Genomic DNA, 21,436 nt, shown 5'->3' on the forward strand with positions numbered 1-21,436 from the left:
CCGCGCCCGGGGGGCGGCCCGGGCCCGGGGGGGGGGGGGGGGGGCCGGGGGGGCGGGGGGGGGGGGGGGGCCGGGGCCCCCCCCCCCCCCGGCCCCTGGGGGCGACCTCAGAACAGCCGCAGCTTGTCGTCCTCGATGCCGCGCAGGGCGTCGTAGTCCAGCACCTGGCAGCCGATCCCGCGGTCGGTCGCCAGCACGCGGGCCTGCGGCTTGATCTCCTGGGCCGCGAAGATGCCGCGCACCGGGGCGAGATGGGGATCCCGGTTCAGCAACTCCAGGTAGCGGGTGAGCTGCTCCACACCGTCGATCTCGCCGCGCCGCTTGATCTCGACCGCGACGGTCTGCCCGTCGGCGTCCCGGCACAGGATGTCGACCGGTCCGATGGCCGTCATGTACTCGCGGCGGATGAGCGTGTAGCCGTCGCCGAGTGTCTCTATGCGGTCGGCGAGCAGTTCCTGGAGGTGCGCTTCCACGCCGTCCTTGATCAGTCCGGGATCCACGCCGAGCTCGTGCGACGAATCGTGGAGGATCTCCTCCATCGTGATGATCAGTTTTTCGCCCGCCTTGTTGATCACGGTCCAGACGCCGTCGTCCTCGCCCGTGCCCTCCTTCAGCGTGCACGGCGGGGACATCCAGTTGAGGGGCTTGTAGGCGCGGTCGTCCGCGTGGATGGAGACGCTGCCGTCCGCCTTCACCAGGATCAGGCGGGGTGCCGAGGGGAGGTGGGCGGTGAGCCGGCCCGCGTAGTCGACGGAGCATCGGGCAATGACGAGACGCATGGTCGGCAACGCTACTCGACGCGCGGCGGTGCGCGCGATCTCCCCTGCCCGTCTCCCCCCGCCGCCCGCGGCGGGGGCCCGCCGGCCGTCCTGGTTGTCCCGTAATTGAGCTGTTCGATTGTGGCCGATTGTGTGCCCAACGGGGCCCGGCTATGTACGCGTTCTCCTGGTGCGGTCACCGTCGGTTGCCTACGGTAGTGAACGGGAGGTCGCGATGCGTGTACGCAGCGTGTTGACAGCGCGAGCTCCCTTACCTGTCCGGCAACCCCTGCTCTTCGGGGGTGCGAGAGGAGAACCCATGTCGCTCGACGTCTCACCGGCCCTACTCGAACAGGCCGAGCGAGGCGAGGTCGACGAAGCCGCCTTCGTCGACTGCGTCCGGACCTCCCTGCCCTACGCGTGGGAGATGATCAGCTCCCTGGTGGCCCAGCTGAAGGTCGACGGCGGACCGTTCGCCGACAACCAGACGCCTCCGCCGGACGAGCAGGCGCGCGGTCAGCTGCTGCGTGCGCTCGCCAGTGACGCGATACGCGGCGCGCTGCAGCGGCACTTCGGTGTGCGGCTGGCCTTCCAGAACTGCCACCGGGTCGCGGTGTTCCCGCTGGACGCCTCGGTGGACGAGACGCTGGCCCGCTTCACCTCGGTGCGCAATCAGCTGCTCAACCAGTCTCCGGAGCTCCGGGACTGCTGACCGGCCAGCACGCCGTCGGCTTGCCGCTCCGTACGCGGGAGGTGCATTCAGTACCGGGGCGGCAAGCTCCGTGGCGGACAGTCCAGTTCAGCCGAGATGGGGAATGACCTCGGCGCCGAGCCGCCGCACGTTCTCCTCGGTGGCCGCCAGATCCCCCGAGCCTTCGACGAGCAGCGCGAAGCGGGAGATGCCGGTCCGCTCGCTGGTGGCGGCGAGCCGGTCGGCGCACAGCCGCGGGGTGCCCACCGGGTGCAGCTCGCAGAGCAGTTCGGTGTACGCCACCGGGTCCCGCATCCGGCGGGCGCGGCCGTCCACCGTCACATGGGCTTCCAGTCCCTGCCTGAGCCATCCCGGCATCGCCTTCACCAGCGCCTCCACCGCGTCCGTGCGCCGGTCGGCGATCTGGCAGACGCCGGCCGAGACATGCCCGGCGCGGTGGACCGCCTCCGCCGAATGCCCGGCGGCGCAGGCCTGTTGCCGCCACAGGGCGATCATCTCGGCCTTCTCCTCGTCCCCGACGTGCATGCCGAGCAGCATCGGCAGCCCGCGCCGGGCGGCGAGCCGCACGCTCGACGGCGAGGTGCACGCGACGACGACCTCGGGTCCCGGAGCGTCCGTCAGGGACTCCGACGGCCGCGGTACGACGGGCACTTCACGGAAGCTGTACCGCTTCCCGGCGGCCGCGACCGACGGTTCGCGCAGCCACCGCATCAGCAGATCGAGTGATTCCGGGAACCCCTCCTCGTACGCCGCGAGACCCGAGCCGAACACCTCGAGGTCGACCCACGGACCGCCGCGCCCCACGCCGAGCGAGAACCGCCCGCCGGAGGTGAGGTGCAGCAGCGCCGCCTGCTCGCCGAGGGCCACCGGGTGGGCGCTGGGCAGCACGCTGACCGCCGTGCCCACCCGGATGCGGCTGGTGCGGCCGAGCAGCAGCGCGGCCAGGGTGATCGCGGACGGACAGGTGCCGTACGGGACGAAATGGTGCTCGGCCAGCCAGACCGAGTCCAGCCCCGCCTCCTCCGCGACCTCGGCCGAGCGGACCGCGCGGTGCAGCGCCTCCCCATGGCCCTGCCCCGGGAACTGGGCCGCCAACACGAAACTTCCGACGTGCATGTGCATTTCCTGCTTCCTTGGCTCCGACGCGGAGCTCCCCCACCCGGCATAACCGTCTGACACGTGCCGAGGACACGGCCTGGCGAGGAGATTTGCGGATTGTCTGCAGAAATCGGCGACCGTGGCGGGGGACTTGCGGGGACCGGCGCCCTCCGCGTACCCCTGTCCGGCCCGCGTACGCTGGACACGAGCCCTGTTTCCCGCAGCCCGGTGAGGTGTTCTGTGTCCCCGCGTCGCAACCGACCCAAGGGAACCGGCCCGTCCGGCCCCAGCGCCGAGGACGACCGGTCCCGCTACGGCGGCTGGCAGTCCAGCGAGAGCTGGCAGGGCGAGGACTGGAGCGTGCGCCATGTGGCGGGCGCGAGCGCGCAGGGCAAGACGTACCGCTGCCCCGGCTGCGACCAGATGATCCCCTCCGGCGTCCCGCACGTGGTGGCCTGGCCGGAGCACGCGGGCGTCGACGACCGGCGGCACTGGCACAAGGCCTGCTGGAACGCGAAGGACCGCCGCACCACCCGGGTGCAGCGGTCCCGCAACGCGCCCCGCTTCTAGGGTCCTGGGCTGCTTCTGGGCCGACCCAGGGCTCTTCGGCGTCTCCTCGGCGTCTCCGCTACGTGCTCACACGTCCCGCTGCTGCAGCAGCGCCACCGCGCCGCCGTACGCGACGGCGGTCACGCCGATGGCGATCCACAGCGGATCCCAGCCGGACGGTCCGGAGTCGCTGAGGGAGGTCGAGTAGAAGACGCTCAGCTGGCTCGGGATCGAGTACTCGAACAGCGCCTGGCGCAGGCCCTCCAGGCTCTGCGAGAACATGAACAGGGCGATCACCAGCGGCGCCAGCACCAGGCCGATCATGATGGTGATCGCGCCGGCCGAGTGCCGGATGATCGAGCCGACGACGAGCGACAGCAGGCCGAGCAGGGCGATGTAGAGCGAGATGCCGAGGGTGGCCTTGAGCCACTCCGACCGGGACGGTTCCCGGGCGCCGTCCAGCAGCGCGACGTCGGCCAGGGCGACCAGGAGCACCGAGGCGAGCGTGACGGTGAACGCGACCGCGAAGAACACGATCGACTTCGCCGCCAGCACCCGCGTCCGCGACGGGCACGCGGTCATCGTGGTCCGGATCATGCCCGTGCCGTACTCCGAGGCCGTGGTGAGCACGCCGAGCGTCATGATGCACATGCTGCCCAGCAGCAGTCCGAAGACGCCGAACGACAGCGGGTTCTCACCGGCCAGTTCGCCCCCCGAGGCGTTGGCGGACACCAGCCCCGCGGTCAGCAGCCCGATGCCGACGACGAGCAGCACGAACACGCCCAGCGTCCACATCGTCGAGCGCACGGACCGGATCTTCGTCCACTCCGAGGCGACCGCGTGCCCGAGATGCGCGCGCACGACCGGGATCGGCGAGGTGTAGCCGGGGTACGGCGAACCGGGCGCCGCCTGCCAGTGCGGAGCGGCGGCCTGCGGCATCGGGGGCTGGGGCGTGCTCATCGGGCGTCCTCGGGCTCGGGCTCGGGCTTGGTCAGGTCGGCGGCGGGGGCGGCCGCGGGGGCGGCGGCCGCGGGGCTCGCCTCGGCGGGGGCGGCGTCGGCCGCGGCGGCGGGGGCGGCGGGCGGCTCCGGCGTCTGGGCCGCGGGGGCCGGCTGTGCGGCCTGCGCGGGCGGCTGTGCGGGTGCCTGTGCGGGTGCCTGCGGGTTCTGCTGCGCCGGCTGCGCGTACGGGTTCGGCTGACCCGCGTACGGTGCTCCCGGCGCTCCGGGAGCACCGTACGGCCCGGGGGCCGGCTGCCCGGCGCCGTACGGGCCCGGCGCGCCCTGCGGCGGTGCGAACGGCTGCCCGCCCTGCTGGGGCGGCGGCGGGGCGTACCAGCCGGGCTGGCCCTGACCGGGCACCGGCACCGGCGGCTGCACGCCCGGCGGCAGGGGCTGCATCAGCCCCTCCCGCTGATCGGTCGTCGAGCGGTAGTCGACGGCGCCCTGCGTCATCCGCATGTACGCCTCCTCCAGCGAGGCCTGATGCGGCGACAGCTCCCACAGACGCACGTCGGTGTCGTGCGCGATGTCGCTGATGCGGGGCAGCGGCAGCCCCGTCACCCGCAGCGCGCCGTCCTGCTCGGGCAGCACGTGCCCGCCCGCCTCGGTCAGCGCGGAGGTCAGCTTCTCGCGCAGCTGCGGCTCGGTGTCGGGGGTGCGCACCCGCGCGAAACCGGCGGAGTTCGCCGCGATGAAGTCCTGCACGCTCATGTCGGCGAGCAGCTGTCCGCGGCCGATGACGATGAGGTGGTCGGCCGTCAGCGCCATCTCGCTCATCAGATGGGAGGAGACGAAGACCGTACGGCCCTCCGCCGCGAGCGCCTTCATCAGGTTGCGCACCCAGAGGATGCCCTCGGGGTCGAGGCCGTTGACCGGCTCGTCGAACAGCAGCACCTGGGGGTCGCCGAGCAGGGCGGCGGCGATGCCGAGCCGCTGGCCCATGCCGAGGGAGAAGCCCTTGGACCGTCTCCGGGCCACGTCCTGCAGGCCGACCACGCCCAGCACCTCGTCGACCCGCCGGGCCGGGATGCCGGACAGCTGGGCCAGGCTCAGCAGGTGACTGCGCGCCGACCGGCCGCCGTGCACGGCCTTCGCGTCGAGCAGCGCGCCCACCTGGCGGGGGGCGTTGGGCAGCTTGCGGTAGGGGTAGCCGCCGATCGTCACCCGCCCCGCCGTGGGGTTGTCCAGGCCCAGGATCATCCGCATCGTGGTCGACTTGCCGGAGCCGTTGGGCCCCAGGAAGCCGGTGACGGCACCGGGTCGCACCTGGAACGAGAGGTTGTACACAGCGGTCTTGTCGCCGTAGCGCTTGGTCAGGCCGACTGCCTCGATCATGCTCCGCACCCATCGAAAGGTTCAGGACAGCGGGGCACGCGCCCCCCGTAAGAGTTAGGAGGATATCGAGCCGCTGACGGTTCCGCCCAAGGGCGGGTAAAGTCACGCGTCCCGTTTCCTGAGCAGTGCGTAGCCGCCCGCCAGTGCGGCGGCCGTCCACAGCACCATGATGGCGAGGCCGCCCCAGGGCCCGTACGGGGTGTCGTCGGCGACCGGCGTGACCACCCGCATGATCCGGCTGCCGGCCTGGTCGGGCAGGTAGCGGCCGACCTTCTTCGTCGCGTCGACGTTCCCCAGGATGTTGGAGATCAGGAAGAAGAACGGCATCAGGATGCCCAGCGACAGCATCGGCGAGCGCAGCATCGCGGCGACGCCCATCGAGAACACCGTGATGAGGGTCATGTAGAGGCCGCCGCCGACCACCGCGCGCAGCACGTGCGGGTCGCCGATCGACACCTGGCGCGAGCCGAGCATCGCCTGACCGAGGAAGAAGGCGGCGAAGCTGGTGACCATGGAGACGGCCAGCGCGAGGCCGGTGGCGACGGCCAGCTTGCTGAACAGGAAGGTGCCGCGCTGCGGCACGGCGGCCAGCGAGGTGCGGATCATGCCGGTGCTGTACTCGTTGGAGACGACCAGCACACCGAACACGATCATCGCGAGCTGTCCGAGGCTCATGCCGGCGAAGCTGATGTAGGTCGGGTCGAAGGAGAGCCGGTCCCGCTCGCTCATCGAGTCGAACCCCTTGTCCGACAGGGCGGAGATCAGCATGCCGAGCGCGATCGTGACGACCACGGCCAGGGACAGCGTCCACACCGTGGACGCCACCGACCGGATCTTGGTCCACTCGGACCGGATGACCTGGGTCGCCGTCATGCTCGGCTCCTCCTCCGGTCGTCGCCCCGCCCCCAGGCCGCGGCCGGGGGCGTCCCCGGCCGCGGCGCGAGCTCGGGACCGGTGTGCGCGTGGTACTCGACCGACTCCGCGGTCAGTCGCATGAACGCCTCCTCGAGTGAGGCCTGCCGGGGGCTCAGTTCGTGCAGCGTGATCTCGTGCCGGGCCGCCAGTTCGCCGATCTGCTCGGCCTTGCCGCCGTCGATCTCCAGCGCCCCGCCCGCGGCCTCGACGGCGGTCATCCCGGCCTCGAGCAGCATGTCGAGCAGCCGCTCGCGCTGCGGGGAGCGGACCCGGACGTACGAGCGCGAGTTGCGGTCGATGAAGTCGGCCATGGAGGTGTCGGCGAGCAGCCGTCCCTGCCCGATGACGACGAGGTGGTCGGCGGTCAGCGCCATCTCGCTCATCAGGTGACTGGAGACGAACACCGTGCGGCCCTGCGCGGCCAGCGATTTCATCAGCGTGCGGATCCAGTGGATGCCCTCGGGGTCGAGGCCGTTGACCGGCTCGTCGAACATCAGGATCCGCGGGTCGCCGAGCAGCGCGCCCGCGATGCCCAGCCGCTGCCCCATGCCGAGCGAGAACCCCTTGGCCTTCTTCCGCGCGACCGCGGTGAGGCCGACGGTGTCGAGCACCTCGGCCACCCGCCGCCGGGGGATGCCGTTGCTCTGTGCGAGGCACAGCAGGTGGTTGAAGGCGCTGCGCCCGCCGTGCACGGCCTTGGCGTCGAGCAGGGCGCCGATGTACTTCAGCGGGTCCTTCAGCCGGTCGTAGTGCCTGCCGTCGATGCGCACGTCCCCGGCGGTGGGCCGGTCCAGGCCGAGCATCATCCGCATGGTCGTCGACTTGCCCGCGCCGTTGGGCCCGAGGAAGCCGGTGACGAGCCCCGGTCTGACGGTGAAGGTGAGGTGGTCGACCGCCACCGTCTCGCCGTACCGCTTCGTCAGGTCCTCGAGCTCGATCATGCGGCCACGCTAGGACGGCCCTTCCGGGCCTGCCACCCGAGCCGTTCCGCTCTCCGCACCGGCCCGTCACCCGATCGGTCCTGTCGGCCTGTCACCCGCCGGTCCTGTCGGCCTGTCACCCGCCGGTCTCCTGTCGGCCTGTCACCCGACCGGTCCTGTCGGCCTGTCACCCGCCGGTCCTGTCGGCCCGTCACCCGAGCGGTCCCGCCGGATCGCCGCACGACCGGGCACGTCGGCCGGCCGCACGACCGGGCACGCCCGGTGTACGACGAGGCCCGCACCCCCGTGGCGGGGATGCGGGCCTGTGCTGCCGTCAGGGATTACCGGGACTGCTGCGCCGGAACCCCGCGGGAGATCGGCTCGTCGTCCGTGGCCGGCGCACCGGCGGCGGCCACCGCGGCGCCCGTGAGCGTCGCGAGCATCTCGCGGACGTTCGTCAGCTGGGCGTTGATGCTGTCGCGGCGGTTGGTGAGGGCGGCCAGCTCGCGCTCGGATTCCGAACGGATCCGGTCGGCCTTGGCGTTGGCGTCGGCCACGATGTCCTCGGCCTGGCGCTGGGCGGTCTCCACCGTCTGGCGGGCGCGGCGCTCGGCGTCCGTGCGCAGCTTCTCCGCCTCCAGGCGGAGCTGCTCGGCGCGGTGCTCGATCTCGGCGAGGCGCTTCTCGGCCTTCTGCTGACGCGACGCCAGGTCGCGCTCGGACTGCTCGCGGCGCTTGGCGAGGTTCGTCTCGAAGTCGGCGGCGGCCTGCGCGGCCTTGGCGCGGGTCTCCTCGAAGAGGGCGTCGGCCTCCTCGCGCTTGGACTGCGCGTCCTTCTGGGCCTCGGCGCGCAGCTGCGAGGCGTCACTCTTGGCCTTCTCGACGATCCGGACGCCCTCGTCCTCGGCCTTGGCCTTGCGCTCCGCCGCGAAGGACTCCGCGTCGTTGCGGACCTGCTGGGCCGCGGACTCCGCGAGCTCGCGGTGCTGCTCGGCCGCCCGCCGGGCCTCCTCGCGCAGATCCTTGGCCTCTTCCTCGGCGAGGCGGAGGATCTTCTCCACGCGCGCGCCGAGACCGGCGTACGACGGCTCGGCGTCGCTTACCTGGGCCTGCGCGTTCTGCGTCTCGAGGTGGAGCTCCTCGATGCGCTTTTCCAGAGCGGTGATGCGGGCGAGAGCGCTGTCACGGTCGGAGACGAGCTTGGAGATTCGTTCGTCCACCTGAGCGCGGTCGTACCCACGCCGCACAAGCTCGAAGCCGTAGGGGGAAGTGTCGCTCATGGGGTTCCTGTCGAATGAGACCGGTGAGGTGATAGGGGGAATCCTAGGGGCCGTAGCGGCGTGTCATCGAGCGGATGCGCGTTTGATCTGGAAAATGACACCCCTTTTGAGTGGCTAACCGCCGGACCGCTTGCGAGAGACCTGGCCAAATGCCGCAGAACATACCGCAATGGACCGGCTTCCCCCGCCATCCGACGCCTCGCACTGTCACACCCGATCGCCCGACACCCGGCCCGCCCGACACGCCTCAGCCGTCCGACCCCTTGCCGCCCGAACGGGGGGCGCCCACGACGGCGCCCGCCTTGACCCCGTTGTCCTTGCCGGCCGACGGGGCCTCGAAGGACTCCAGGGCCTCCAGGACGTCCTGGACCCGCGAGATCTCGGCGTTGATGTCCTCGCGACGGCGCACCAGGACCTCCAGCTCGCGCTTGCCCTCCTCGACGGTGCGCCGGGCCTCGCGGATCGCCTCGGCCTTGAGCTCCTCGGCCTCCTTGATGAGGCTGGCCTTCTTCTGCTCGGCCTCCTTCAGCAGCCCCTCGGCCTTCTTCACGGCGGCGATACGGACCTTGCCCGCCTCGGAGTTGGCCTCCGATACCAGCTCCTTGGCCTTCGCCTGCGCCTTGGCCAGCTGCTCCTCGGCGGCCTTGATGAGCGCGTCGCAGCGGTCGCCCGTCGACTTCATCGTCTCGGCGACCTCGCGCCGGGCCCGCTCGTGCAGTTCCTCGATCTCGCCGGTGAGGCGGTCGCGCAGCTCCTCCGCCCGCTCCCTGATCGCGGTGGCGTCCCGGCGGGCGCCGACGAGCAGTTCGTCCGCGTCCGCGCGGGCCCTCTCGACCAGCGAGTTGCCCTCGACCGTCGCCTCCGACACCAGCCGGTCGGCCTCCTTGCGGGCCGCGCCCACCATGGTGTCGGCCTGCGCCTCGGCGTCCGCGGTGGTCTTGTGCGCCTGCGTCTGCGCCTCGGTGAGCAGCTTGTCGGCCTCGGCCGCGGTCTCCGAGATGAGCGTGTCGACCTGCTCGGCCGCCTCCGAGCGCCGCTTGTTGGCCTCCTTGCGGGCCTCGTCCAGCGTCCGCTCGGCCTCCTCGCGCGCGGCCGCGGTGACCCGCTCGGCCTCCGCCAGCGCCTGGGCCTTGACCCGCCGGGAGTCCTCGCGGATCCGCTCGGCGTGCGCCTGCGCCGCCCCGACCGTCTCCGCGGCCTCGGCACGCAGCCGCTCCGCGTCCCCGGTGGCGTCCGCGATCAGCTTGTCCGCCTGCGCGACCGCCTCGGCCCGCACCCGCTCCGCCTCGGCGGACGTCTCCGACCGCAGCCGGTCGGTCTCCACGATCGTCTCGGTGGTGAGCCGCTCGGCCTCGTTGCGGGCCTCGGTGATGAGGGTGTCGGCCTGCGTCGCCGCGTCCGACCGGATGCGGTTGGCGTCCTCACGGGCGTCCGCCCGGGTGCGGGCGGCCGCCTGGTCGGCCTCGGCGATCTTGTCCGAAGCCTCGGTGCGCGCCCGCTGGGCGTGCTCGGCCGCGTCCGACCGCAGCCGGTCCGCCTCCGCGATCGCGTCCGACACGGTGCGCTCGGCCAGCGCCTTGGCGGCGTCGGTCTCCTCGCTCGCCTGGCGCCGGATGCGGTTGGCGTCCTCGGTGGCCCGCTCCCGCTCGGCGTAGGCGTCGCCGCGGACCCGGTCCGCCTCCTCCTGCGCCTCGCGCCGGGTGCGGTCCGCCGCGTGCTCGGCGGCGCTGCGCAGCCCGGCGATCTCCTCCTGGGCCTGCTCGTGCAGCCCCGCCACGGAGTCGCGTACCTGCTGGGCGTGCAGTTCGGCCGCCGACACCATCTCGGTGGCGCGCCGGTCGGCCTCCTCGACCAGGCGCACCGCCTCCGCCTGCGCGTCCTCGACGCGCTTGCGCGCCGACGCCAGCAGCTCCTCGCTCTGCTCGCGGGCCCGCTCGCGCTCCTGGTCGGCCTCCTGGCGGGCGGCGCCGAGGAGTTCCTCGGCCTCGCGGCGGCGCCGGGCGGCCTCCTCCTGGGCGGCGGCCAGCGTCTCGGACGCCTCCGCGCCGAGCCGCTCGGCGGCGGCCTGCGCCTCCGCCCGGACCCGGTCGGCGCTGTCCTGCGCCTCGGACTTCAGCCGTTCGGCCTCGGCCGCGGCCTCCGACCGCAGCCGTACGGCGACGGCCTCGCCCTCGGCCCGGAACGCGGACGCGTCGGCCGCGGCCTCGGTGCGCAGCCGCTCGGCCTCCGCCTCGGCCTGCTGCCGCAGCGTGCGGATCCGCTCGGCGGCCTCGGCGCGCAGCCGTTCGGTCTCCTCGGCGGCCTCCCGCCGGATACGGCCGGCCTCGTCGCGGGCGTCGGCCAGCGACTGCTCGGCGGCGGCGAGACGCTCCTCGGCCTCCGCGTGCAGCCGCGCCACCTCATCGGCGGCCTCCGCGCGCCGCGCCTGGACGGTCCGCTCGGTCTCCTCGCGCAGCTCGCGGGCGGCCCGCTCGGCGTCGGCCCGGATGCCCTCCGCCTGCTCGACGACCTCCTCGCGGTGCCGCTCCGCCTCCTGGCGGGTGCGCTGCAGGGTCTCCTCGGCCTGCCGGCGCAGCGTGGTGGCCCGCTCGATGGCCTCGGTGCGGACCTTCTCGCTGTCGGCCGTCGCGGTCTGCCGCAGCTCGTCCGCGTCCGCCTTGGCCTTGGCCAGCAGCTCCTCGGCGGTCTTGGCGGCCTCCTCGATCTGCTGGACGGCCTCCTTGCGGGCCTCCGCGCGGATCTTCTCGCCCTCGGCGACCGCGTCGGCGCGCAGCTGCTCGGCCTCGCCGCGCAGCCGGCGGGCCTCCTCCTGCAGCTCGACCGTCTTGGCGCGGTACTCCTTGGTGTCGTCCTTCGCCGCGCCCTTGAGCTGCTCGGCGATGTCGTGCGCCTCGGCGCGCAGCCGGTCCGCCTCGGCCTCCGCCTCCCGGCGGATCCGCTCGGCCTCCTCGGCGGCGGCCTTTGTGGTGTTACGGGCGTCCGCCTGCGCCTTGTTGAGGACGTCCTCGGCGGTCTTGGCGGCCTTGGACAGCGCGGTCGCGCTCTCCTCGGCGGTGATCGTCCGGGCCTTCTCGGCGGCCTCGGCGAGGAGCTTCTCCGCCGCCGCGCGCGCGTCGGCGACGATCTGCTCGGCCTCCGCCCTGGTGGACTCGGCCTCCTTGGTGGCCTCCTGGACCAGCCGGGCGACCTGCTCCTTCGCGGTGCGGGTGCGGGTCTCGTTCGCCGCCTCGGCGCTCGTCAGGGCCCTGGCGGCGGCCTCCTTCGCCTCGGTGACCGTCCTCTCGGCCTCGGCCTGCGCCTTGCGCAGCGCCTCCTCGGCCTGGGCCATGCGCTGCTCGGCGGCCCGGCTCAGCTCCTGGGACTGGCGGCGGGCGGCGTCCGACTCCGAGAGCGTGGAGCTGCGCAGCTGCTCGGCGTGGTCGGTGGCCTCCTGGGCCTGGGTGGAGGCGGCGTTCAGCAGCCGTTCGGCGTCCGCGCGCGCCCGGCGCAGGATCTGCTCGGCCTCCGCGCGGGCCGCCTCGGCGTCGCTCTGCAGCCGCTGCCGGGCCTCGCTGGTCAGCCGCTCGGCCTCGGCGCGGGCCGCCGCCATGGCCTGCTCGGCCTCGGCGCGCGACTCGTCGAGCAGGCGGCGCGCCTGCGACTCGGTGCGGGCGCGCAACTGCTCCGCCCACGCCACGTTCTCGTTGACGTGCGACTCGACGGTCTGGCGGCGCTCGGCCAGCTCCTGGTCGAGCTGCTGGCGCCGGGTGACGGCCTCCTGGTGCAGCTCCGCCTGCAGCCGGGCGGCCTGCTCGGCGTGCTCCTGAAGGATGCGCTGCGTCTGCGCCCGGGCCTGGCTCAGCTCGCGCTCGGCCTCCATGCGCAGCTGGTCGGCCTGCACCTGCGCGTTGCGCAGCAACTGCTCGGCCTGGTACCCGAGGTCGCCGCCGTCGAAGGCGGGCCGGGACATGATGGTGCGCCGCGCCTCGTGCAGCTTGGCGCGCAGCACCTCGACCTGGTAGCCGAGGTCCTCGGCGTGCTGGATCGCCTTTTCCCGCTCGGTCTTCAGCCGTTTCATCTCGGCTTCGAACCGAGTGAGGTGGTCGACGTCAGCCGCCGGCTCTCGCTCCTGGCTCTCGTAGCCCCGCACTGCGCGGTCCCATCCGTCCCCTGGTCGCAGGTTTCTCCAAACGAGCTCCGTCCATCCGCCGGACGGGGCCCCCGGGGAATGGTGTCAGATCGACGGCGGAGCAGGGGCTGTTGCCCCGACGCTCGCCCCCCGAAACCCGGACCCCGGCATGCGGCCGCCCTCGCGGAGCGACGGCCGCCCCCAACCCTACCGGCCCATATGTACGAGGGTCAGTGCTCAGGTGACTCAACAGGCGCCGAAGTGACCAGTTCTGTGAGTACGCCGTGGCAATCCTTGGGGTGCAGGAAGGTGATCCGTGACCCCATGGAGCCGCGCCGGGGCTCTTCGTACAGGACGCGTACGCCCTTGCCCTTGATGTCCGCGGCGTCCGCGTCGACGTCCGCGGTGCCGAAGGCGATGTGGTGCACCCCCTCGCCGTTCTTGGCGAGCCACTTCGCGACGGTGGAGTCCTCCCTGATCGGTTCCAGCAGCTGGAGGTAGGAGGCTCCGCCGTCGGAGGTGTCGTTGATCTTGAGCATGGCCTCGCGGACGCCCTGCTCCTCGTTGACCTCGGAGTGGAAGACCTCGAAGCCGTAGGTGGCCCTGTAGAACTCGACGGTGGCGTCGAGGTCGTGGCAGGCGATCCCGATGTGGTCGATTCGCGTCAGCATGTTTTCAGTGCAGCGCGACCGGGATGGTTACGCAACGTGCGCGCGATCACACCGACGGCCCGATGACGTGACGGACCGCACCTCAGTACATTCGAAGTAAACCCTCGTTCACTCCTCGGCAGTGCAGCCGGTAAGGGGAATCACAGCTCATGTCTTCTGGAACGAACACCTCAGTGATCGTCGCGGGCGCCCGGACGCCCATGGGCCGGTTGCTGGGCTCGCTGAAGTCCTTCTCCGGAGCCGACCTCGGCGGCTTCGCGATCAAGGCCGCCCTCGACCGTGCGGGGATCGGTGGCGACCAGGTGCAGTACGTGATCATGGGCCAGGTGCTGCAGGCCGGCGCGGGGCAGATCCCGGCGCGTCAGGCCGCGGTCAAGGCCGGCATCCCGATGAGCGTCCCGGCGCTCACCATCAACAAGGTGTGCCTGTCCGGCCTCGACGCCATCGCGCTGGCCGACCAGCTGATCCGCGCGGGTGAGTTCGACATCGTCGTCGCGGGCGGCCAGGAGTCCATGACCAACGCCCCGCACCTGCTGCCGAAGTCCCGCGAGGGCTACAAGTACGGCGCCGTCCAGGTGCTGGACGCCATGGCCCACGACGGCCTGACCGACTCCTTCGAGGGCATCGCCATGGGCGAGTCCACGGAGAAGCACAACACGCGCCTCGGCATCAAGCGCCCCGAGCAGGACGAGATCGCCGCCCTGTCCCACCAGCGCGCCGCCGCCGCCCAGAAGAACGGCGTCTTCGAGGCCGAGATCACCCCGGTCGAGATCCCGCAGCGCAAGGGCGAGCCGGTCGTCTTCAGCCAGGACGAGGGCATCCGCGGCGACACCACGGTGGAGTCGCTGGGCAAGCTGCGCCCGGCGTTCACCAAGGACGGCACCATCACGGCCGGCACCTCCTCGCAGATCTCGGACGGCGCGGCGGCCGTGGTCGTGATGAGCAAGGCCAAGGCCCAGGAGCTCGGCCTGGAGTGGATCGCGGAGATCGGCGCCCACGGCAACGTGGCGGGCCCGGACAACTCTTTGCAGTCGCAGCCGTCCAACGCCATCCTGCACGCCCTGAAGAAGGAGGGCCTGAGCGTCGAGGACCTCGACCTGATCGAGATCAACGAGGCCTTCGCGGCGGTCGCGGTCCAGTCAATGAAGGACCTCGGCGTGTCCACGGAAAAGGTGAACGTCAACGGCGGCGCCATCGCCCTCGGTCACCCGATCGGCATGTCCGGCGCCCGGCTCGTGCTGCACCTGGCCCTGGAGCTCAAGCGCCGGGGCGGCGGCGTCGGCGCGGCCGCGCTGTGCGGCGGCGGCGGTCAGGGCGACGCCCTGATCGTCCGGGTGCCCAAGGCCTGAACCTGTCCCAGTACGACGACGGTACGACTCTGAAGTGAACGGAGCTGTGATGCAGGACGTCTCCTCGCTGGTCGCCCAGGCCAGGGAAGGCCGGCCCCGGGCCGTGGCCCGGCTGATCTCCCTGGTGGAGGGGGCGTCCCCGCAGCTCAGGGAGGTCATGGCGGCCCTGGCCCCGCTGACCGGCAACGCCTACGTCGTCGGTCTCACCGGTTCGCCCGGTGTCGGCAAGTCGACCTCCACCTCGGCGCTGGTGACGGCGTACCGCAAGCAGGGCAAGCGGGTCGGCGTCCTGGCCGTCGACCCGTCCTCGCCGTTCTCCGGCGGCGCGCTGCTCGGCGACCGGGTGCGCATGTCGGAGCACGCCTCCGACCCCGGCGTCTACATCCGCTCGATGGCCACCCGCGGCCACCTGGGCGGCCTCGCCTGGGCCGCGCCGCAGGCCATCCGCGTGCTGGACGCGGCGGGCTGCGACGTGATCCTCGTGGAGACGGTCGGAGTCGGCCAGTCGGAGGTCGAGATCGCCTCCCAGGCCGACACCTCCGTCGTCCTGCTGGCCCCCGGCATGGGCGACGGCATCCAGGCGGCGAAGGCCGGCATCCTCGAGATCGGCGACGTGTACGTCGTCAACAAGGCCGACCGGGACGGCGCGGACGCCACCGCCCGCGAGCTGAACCACATGCTGGGCCTCGGCGAGTCCCGCGCCCCCGGTGACTGGCGTCCGCCCATCGTCAAGACGGTCGCCGCCCGTGCCGAGGGCGTCGACGAGGTCGTCGAGGCCCTGGAGAAGCACCGGGCGTGGATGGAGGAGCGGGGCGTGCTGGCCGAGCGCCGTCTCGCCCGCGCCGCCCGCGAGGTCGAGACGATCGCGGTGACGGCTTTGCGGGAGCGTATCGGCGATCTGCACGGCGACCGCCGGCTGAGCGCGCTCGCGGAGCGGATCACGGCGGGCGACCTCGACCCCTACCGTGCGGCCGACGAACTGGTGGCGGGCCTGACCCAGGCGTGACCGCGCCGGCTCCGTCCGCCCGCCGGCGCACCGGCTCTCCCGCCGGTGCGCCGACCGGCGTGTTCCGCTGCCCCGGCGCGCCGCGTGCCGGACAGGGAGGCGGCGCAGCAGACCACGGATGCGCGGATCGTCTCGCTCGGGGCGCTCGTCCCCTTCCCCGCGGCCGGCGGCCTCCGCACCGGGGTGCCGAAGACCCTGCCCGGCAGGATCACGGGGAGTCCGGTGCCGGCCTCTGTCCCGCGGCGCCCAGGGGGCGTTCGGCGATCTGGGCGCTGCCTTCCGGGTGGAAGCGGGCCAGCCTGCGCGGTGGCACGATGCCGGGCAGCAGCACCTCCCACATCAGGGTCGTCCGCTCGGACAAGTCCTTTCGGCCGCACAGCACTTGGGAGCTGAGCTGCACTCCGGTCCAGGAGCCGACGATCAGCGCGGCCACCCGCTCGCAGTCGAGATCGGCCTTGACGTCCCCGCGGTGCTGAGCCTCGGTCAGACACTTGCGGAAGATCTCCATCCACTTCGTGTACGGCTCGCTGACGATGCTGGTCTTGGAGCTCTGGTCGGTCACGAGCCGGATCCCGGCCCGCACCCGGACGTTCTCCACCAGCAGCCGCGCCATGTGGTGGAGGATGTCGATGGCTGACTGCAGGCCGGGGTTGTCGAGGTTCTCCATGGGGGCCAGCGCGGAGAACTGCTCGTCGATCAGGTTCTGCGCCAGCTCCTCCTTCGAGGAGAAGTGGAAGTAGAGGGCACCCTTCGTCACCCCGGATTCCCTGACGATGTCGCCGAGGGTGGTGCCGTGGTATCCCTCCGCGTCGAAGACGCGTGCCGCGCCCTCCAGGATGGCGGCCCGGGTGACCTCCGCGCGTTCCTGCCTGGCCATGCGTCCAACCCCTTCGCTGAGTAACCGGAGCTGTGGTCGCGTCGTCCTCCTTCTGGCAGGTCGCGACCCGCTCTCGCCATCAGTTTGCCTGCCCCCCTCGCAAAAAACCAACTAACTGGTACTTTTCGCGCGAACGCTTCACTCGTCGGGGAGTGGAATGAACGTTCCGTGCGTCGGGGTGAGTGGGATGCGTGGATCATCCGACTGTCAGAGATTGCATGAAACCGCCTGTGAGCTGCTGTTTCTCTCGGCTCTGGGTGTCATTGCAAGATGTGTGCCGACCTTGACAAACAGGTCGGATGGTTTTTTACTGTGGGCGTCATGCTGGATGCAGCTCCGGCTGCCGCGCCGACCGGGGGTGGCTCTTCCATGCGATTCAACCTGCTCGGCCCTTTAGGAGCGATCGCCGACGGAAGACCTGTGGAACTCGGCGGATTCAATCAGCGGGCCGTCACCGGTTTTCTCCTCCTGCACGCGAACGAGGTCGTACCGACGAGCAAACTGATCCACGCCCTGTGGGGGTACGACAATCCCGCGACGTCCCGGAAGATGGTGCACAACGCCGTGTCCGGGCTGCGCAGGATCATCGAACGGCACGCGCGGCCCGACGGGTCCGTGCGGCTGACGACCATCGCACCCGGCTACCGCCTCAGCGTCGCCGACGGCCACCTGGACCTGTGGCACTTCCGCCGCCAGGTGGACCTCGGCCGCGCCGAACTCGCGGCGGGTCACCGGGAGTCGGGAGTCGCCATGCTGCGCTCGGCGCTCTCGCTGTGGCACGGGCCGGCCCTCGCCGACCTCGTCGAGTCCGGCATCGCCTGGCCGGAGCTCAAAGCGGTCACCGGACTGCGGATGAGCGTCTTCGAGGACTACGCGCAGGAGCTGCTCAGACGCGGGCAGCACCACGACATCCTCGGCACGCTCGAGGGGATGGCCGCCGCGGAGCCCACCGGCGAGCGGCTGTGCGGGCTGCTGATGGTGGCCCTCTACCGCTCCGGCCGGCAGCACGACGCGCTCGCCGCCTACCAGCGCACCCGGACCGCGCTGCTGGACAACTTCGGACTCGACCCGGGGCACGAGCTGCGGTCCCTGGAACTGGCCATCCTCAACCAGGACCCGGCGCTGACCCCCGAGTCCAGGCCGTACTGGCAGCACACGGCCCGGCGTCCGGCAGGCGTGGGCCGCTGCGAGCACTGCGTCGGCTACGCCCGCCGCACCCGCACGATGCAGCACAGCCGCAGGCATCCGTAGTTGCGTCGGATGGCCCCGGAACGTGAGGGGCTTGCGCCCGTCGCGTGGCCGTGGGCTTCACCCGGCTCCGGGCGGCCACGGCCCCGGTGCGTTCCGCGGGCCAGGAGGACCGCGCCCTGCAGGGAGGAGCGAGCGCCCGGATGGTGGCGCGGAATGCGGCGGACGGGCCTGTGGTGCGTTGCAGGGCGCTGACGTGGTTCGTCACCTGGGCGACGTAGTCGGGCAGGCCGGCCGCGAAGCCGCCGGCGGTGATGACCTCGGGGCGGACCGGTTCGGCCAGGGACGCCACGGCCGCGGCGACCGCGGACGCCCCCGCGGTCGCCGTCTCCACCGCCCATCCCTCGCGCGCGGTCCGACGTACGACCCGGAACCCATGCCTTCCGGACGGCCGACGGAGCCAAGGCGGCCGGTGCCCTCCTCGACGCTCTGCGGGATGCCCCGCACCCCGTTCCGGCACCCGTATGAGGTGCCGGTACAGCCGCTGTGACCTGCTCGATTACCGCACGGTTGCCGGAAGGTGGCCGTGCGCGTGGCGTAGTTGATCCACGCGCGGGCGCGAGCGAACGCGTCGGCGGTGAGCGCTGGACTCCGAGCCACGACCACGATGTGACGACGAAAGAAGTGAGTGATGACCCCCCGGACAACAACGGGCCGCTCGCGCGGCCTCGCGCTCAGCATCCTCTGCGCGATGCAGCTCATGATCATCCTTGACGGGACGATCGTCACGGTCGCCCTTCCGACCATCCAGAGCGGGCTCGGCTTCTCCCAGAGCGGCCTGTCCTGGGTGGTGAACTCCTACCTCATCGCCTTCGCCGGACTGCTGCTGCTGTCCGGCCGGCTCGGCGACCTGATCGGCCCGACGAAGGTCTTCCTCAGCGGCCTGACGACGTTCACCATCGCCTCCCTGCTGTGCGGCATCGCGAACACCTCGGAGCTGCTCATCGCGGGCCGCTTCCTGCAGGGCGTGGGCGCCGCGCTGGCCTCCGCGGTGGTGCTCGGCATGATCGTCGGCCTGTACCCGGAGCCGGGCGGGCAGGCCAAGGCCATGGGCGTCTACAGCTTCGTCTCTGCGGGCGGTGCCTCGGTCGGCCTGATCGCGGGCGGGGTCATCACCGACGCCCTCGGCTGGCACTGGGTGTTCCTGATCAACCTGCCCATCGGTGTGGTCGCCCTGGTGCTCGGCCTGCGTCAGCCGGCCGCCCAGCCGGGGATCGGCCTCGGTGCGGGCGCCGACGCGATCGGCGCGGTCCTGGTCACGGTCGGCCTGTCGCTGGGCGTCTTCACCATCTCGCAGATCTCCGAGAACCGGTTCAGCACCGGTGAACTGGCGCTGTACGGGGCGGTGGCGGTCCTGCTGCTCGGCGCCTTCGTGTGGCGGCAGGCCACGGCCCGGCGTCCGCTGCTGGCGCTGCGCATCTTCCGCAGCCGGGAGATCGTGGGCGCCAACCTCGCCGTGATCCTGGTGTTCGCGGCCGGCTTCGGTTTCCAGTTCCTCAACGCGCTCTACCTGCAGCGGGTGCTGGGCTTCGACTCGATGCAGACCGGTCTGGCGTTCCTGCCGGCGCCGCTGGTGATCGGCACCATGTCGCTGTTCTTCACGGCGAAGCTCACCGGGCGCTTCGGCACCCGGCGGGTGCTGCTGACCGGTCTGCTGTTCCTGGGCGGCGGGCTGCTGCTGCTCAGCAGGGCGCCCGTCGACGGCGACTACTGGGTGGACGTGGCTCCCACCCTCGTCATCCAGGGCTTCGGCATGGGCCTGACCGTGCCGTCGGTCATCATGCGGGCCATGTCGGGCGCGGCCCCCGAGGACGCGGGCCTGGCCTCCGGGCTGAACAACACGGCGCAGCAGGCGGGCGCGGCGGTGGGTCTGGCGGTCCTTGCGACGCTCGCCACCTCGCACACCAACACCCTGATGGACCAGGGCCGGTCGCAGTTGCAGGCGCTGCGCGACGGCTACAGCCTGGCCTTCGTGTTCGCCGCCGGCTTCGTGTTCCTGGCCTGGTGCGTGACCTTCCTGGTGCTCAGGGATGCCAAGGAGGCGACCTCCGCGGAGGCGCAGGCCGCGGCCGACCCCCCGGCCGTGAACGCCCACATCTGACTCGACGCCGGCCAGTCGCAGCGCGACTCGGCCCCAACCCCCAACCTCCAACTCCAGCGCAATCGAAAGAGGTTTCACCGTGGCGGACAGGATCCGAGTGGGAGTCGTCGGCGCACACGCCGAACGGGGGTGGGGCCGTGGCATCCACCTGCCGGCGCTGTCGGCGCTGGACGACTTCGAGATCGTCGCCGTCGCCGGCACGAGTCCCGAGTCGGCGCGCGCGGCGGCCGCGGTCTGGGGCGCCGACCGGGCATACGACGACGCCCGCGCCCTCATGGCCGACCCGGACGTCGACCTGGTCACGATCGCCGTACAACTGCCGCAGCGCGACGGCCTGGTGGAGGCGGCCATCGACGCGGGCCGGCACGTCTACAGCGAATGGCCGCTGGCCCCGGACGCGGCGACCGCCGAGCGCTTCGAGAGGAAGGCGCGGGCCGCCGGGGTGCGGCACGCGGTGGGGCTGCAGAGCAGGCATCACCCGGCGGTGCGCCTGCTGCGGAACCTGCTGCGGGAGGGCCTGATCGGCGAGGTGCTGTCGGCGTCGCTGCTGTACTCGCTGAGCACGCCGGAGGTGTGGTCCACGCGGTACGCGGCCCTGTTCGACCGGACGAAGGGCGTCAACCACGTGGCGGTGGTCGGCGGGCACTCGCTGGACATGTTCCAGTACGCCGTCGGGGAGTTCGCCGAGCTGTCCGCGACGCTCACCACCCGGATCGACCGGGTGACGATGGAGGAAACGGGGGAGCGGATCGAGGTGACGTCGCCGGACCAGATCGTGGTCGGCGGCCTGCTCCGCTCGGGGGCGGCCGCGTCGGCGCACTTCATGACCGGCGGCCCGCGCGGTGACGGCTTCCGCATCGAGGTGCACGGCCGGAGCGGGCGCCTGGTGCTGGTCTCCTCGGACGACTCCCTGGTCGGCCCGCAGTTCACGCTGACCCACGCGACGGCGAACGGCTCACCCGCGGTGGAGGTCCCGGTGCCGGACGCCTACCGGCCGCTGCTGCCGGGGGCGGCTTCGCCGGTGAGCAACGTCGCCCAGGTGTACACGGACCTGGCGCGGGCGATCCGCACGGGCGCCGAGTTCGGACCCGACTTCACCACCGCGGTGCGTGCCCACCGGCTGCTCGACGCCATCAAGTCGGCGGCCCGGCAGGGCGGCCGCGAGACACTCGCCCCCTGACCCGCCCCACCCGCCCCCACACACAACAGGGGGCCGGCGCGGCGCCGAGCCGTGGATCGCGCTCTCGTAGCGGGGGCCACGAGGGCGGTGCCGTCGAGCGCGCAGGCGCTGCCCAGGCACTCGGTGACCGGATCGCCGGTCAGCTCCATGTGTGGCCCTCCCGGACGGGCGCCGAAAGGATGGGGTTGAGCGGCCCGCCACCCGGGGGGGGGGGGGGGGGGGGGGGGGGGGGGGGGGGGGGCCGGGGGGGGGGGGGGCGGGGGGGGCGGGGGGGGGGGGGGGGGGCGGGCCGGCGGGGGGGGGGGGGGCGCGCGGGCGCCGGGCGGCG

At 72.4% G+C, this 21,436-nt stretch carries 17 protein-coding genes; 7 read left to right on the top strand and 10 right to left on the bottom strand.

The genetic code is table 11. The features are described 5' to 3' along the window. Window positions 1-107 precede the first annotated feature (107 nt). A complete protein-coding gene (gene nucS / locus ACH4ZX_RS32175; RefSeq protein ID WP_398280484.1) occupies window positions 108-779 on the bottom strand; it encodes an endonuclease NucS in 672 nt (223 codons plus the stop codon). A gap of 298 nt (window positions 780-1,077) precedes the next feature. Between nucS and ACH4ZX_RS32180 the strand changes: the two genes are divergently transcribed. Continuing rightward, window positions 1,078-1,470: an SCO5389 family protein gene (locus tag ACH4ZX_RS32180; protein ID WP_014675028.1), complete on the top strand. Its 393-nt coding sequence runs from the start codon at window positions 1,078-1,080 to the stop codon at window positions 1,468-1,470. 87 nt (window positions 1,471-1,557) lie between these two features. On the opposite strand, the gene ACH4ZX_RS32185 is transcribed toward ACH4ZX_RS32180, so the two are convergent. After that, the gene (locus ACH4ZX_RS32185) at window positions 1,558-2,586 is read right to left on the bottom strand and encodes an LLM class flavin-dependent oxidoreductase (RefSeq protein ID WP_398280487.1); all 1,029 of its coding nucleotides are present in this window, start codon (window positions 2,584-2,586) and stop codon (window positions 1,558-1,560) included. A gap of 222 nt (window positions 2,587-2,808) precedes the next feature. Between ACH4ZX_RS32185 and ACH4ZX_RS32190 the strand changes: the two genes are divergently transcribed. Further along, a complete protein-coding gene (locus ACH4ZX_RS32190) occupies window positions 2,809-3,138 on the top strand; it encodes an ATP/GTP-binding protein (RefSeq protein WP_398280490.1) in 330 nt (109 codons plus the stop codon). Between the two features lie 66 nt (window positions 3,139-3,204). On the opposite strand, the gene ACH4ZX_RS32195 is transcribed toward ACH4ZX_RS32190, so the two are convergent. From ACH4ZX_RS32195 to mce, 7 genes are all read right to left on the bottom strand, one after another. Continuing rightward, window positions 3,205-4,077, bottom strand: a complete 873-nt coding sequence (locus ACH4ZX_RS32195; RefSeq protein WP_398280493.1) for an ABC transporter permease — start codon at window positions 4,075-4,077, stop codon at window positions 3,205-3,207. Beyond that, window positions 4,074-5,453 carry an ABC transporter ATP-binding protein gene (locus ACH4ZX_RS32200; protein WP_398280496.1) on the bottom strand — a complete coding sequence of 460 codons (1,380 nt, stop codon included), beginning with the start codon at window positions 5,451-5,453 and terminating at the stop codon, window positions 4,074-4,076. Before ACH4ZX_RS32200 ends, ACH4ZX_RS32195 begins: the two co-directional genes overlap by 4 nt. Before the next feature lie 102 nt (window positions 5,454-5,555). Further along, window positions 5,556-6,326 carry an ABC transporter permease gene (locus ACH4ZX_RS32205; RefSeq protein WP_398280499.1) on the bottom strand — a complete coding sequence of 257 codons (771 nt, stop codon included), beginning with the start codon at window positions 6,324-6,326 and terminating at the stop codon, window positions 5,556-5,558. Continuing rightward, the gene (locus ACH4ZX_RS32210; protein ID WP_398280502.1) at window positions 6,323-7,309 is read right to left on the bottom strand and encodes an ATP-binding cassette domain-containing protein; all 987 of its coding nucleotides are present in this window, start codon (window positions 7,307-7,309) and stop codon (window positions 6,323-6,325) included. Before ACH4ZX_RS32210 ends, ACH4ZX_RS32205 begins: the two co-directional genes overlap by 4 nt. 320 nt (window positions 7,310-7,629) lie before the next feature. Further along, on the bottom strand, window positions 7,630-8,568 hold the full coding sequence (locus ACH4ZX_RS32215) for a cellulose-binding protein (RefSeq protein ID WP_324786241.1): 939 nt from the start codon (window positions 8,566-8,568) through the stop codon (window positions 7,630-7,632). A 247-nt stretch (window positions 8,569-8,815) separates the two neighbouring features. After that, window positions 8,816-12,697 (bottom strand): polarized growth protein Scy, encoded by a 3,882-nt coding sequence (scy, locus tag ACH4ZX_RS32220; RefSeq protein ID WP_398280506.1) that lies wholly within the window; start codon window positions 12,695-12,697, stop codon window positions 8,816-8,818. Window positions 12,698-12,906: 209 nt separating this feature from the next. After that, entirely contained in the window at window positions 12,907-13,347 is a 441-nt protein-coding gene (mce, locus tag ACH4ZX_RS32225; RefSeq protein WP_398280509.1) for a methylmalonyl-CoA epimerase, read from the bottom strand. 149 nt (window positions 13,348-13,496) lie between these two features. Here mce and ACH4ZX_RS32230 point away from each other — a divergent pair, with 149 nt between their 5' ends. Together ACH4ZX_RS32230 and meaB are read left to right on the top strand one after the other, a co-directional pair. Beyond that, window positions 13,497-14,696, top strand: coding sequence for an acetyl-CoA C-acetyltransferase (locus ACH4ZX_RS32230; RefSeq protein WP_324786248.1), 1,200 nt, complete (start codon window positions 13,497-13,499; stop codon window positions 14,694-14,696). Window positions 14,697-14,745: 49 nt separating this feature from the next. Continuing rightward, entirely contained in the window at window positions 14,746-15,702 is a 957-nt protein-coding gene (gene meaB, locus ACH4ZX_RS32235; protein ID WP_398280536.1) for a methylmalonyl Co-A mutase-associated GTPase MeaB, read from the top strand. 208 nt (window positions 15,703-15,910) lie between these two features. On the opposite strand, the gene ACH4ZX_RS32240 is transcribed toward meaB, so the two are convergent. Beyond that, window positions 15,911-16,579, bottom strand: coding sequence for a ScbR family autoregulator-binding transcription factor (locus ACH4ZX_RS32240; RefSeq protein WP_360753550.1), 669 nt, complete (start codon window positions 16,577-16,579; stop codon window positions 15,911-15,913). 369 nt (window positions 16,580-16,948) lie between these two features. On the opposite strand from ACH4ZX_RS32240, the gene ACH4ZX_RS32245 reads away from it, so the two are divergent. From ACH4ZX_RS32245 to ACH4ZX_RS32255, 3 genes are all read left to right on the top strand, one after another. Then, complete coding sequence (locus tag ACH4ZX_RS32245) at window positions 16,949-17,830, top strand: BTAD domain-containing putative transcriptional regulator (RefSeq protein WP_398280513.1); 882 nt, start codon at window positions 16,949-16,951, stop codon at window positions 17,828-17,830. Between the two features lie 688 nt (window positions 17,831-18,518). Then, a complete protein-coding gene (locus ACH4ZX_RS32250) occupies window positions 18,519-19,928 on the top strand; it encodes an MFS transporter (protein WP_398280516.1) in 1,410 nt (469 codons plus the stop codon). 79 nt (window positions 19,929-20,007) lie between these two features. Then, a complete protein-coding gene (locus tag ACH4ZX_RS32255) occupies window positions 20,008-21,108 on the top strand; it encodes a Gfo/Idh/MocA family protein (protein ID WP_398280519.1) in 1,101 nt (366 codons plus the stop codon). Window positions 21,109-21,436 lie beyond the last annotated feature (328 nt).

It is taken from the genome of Streptomyces sp. NPDC020490, from assembly GCF_044335305.1.
Lineage (GTDB): Bacteria > Actinomycetota > Actinomycetes > Streptomycetales > Streptomycetaceae > Streptomyces.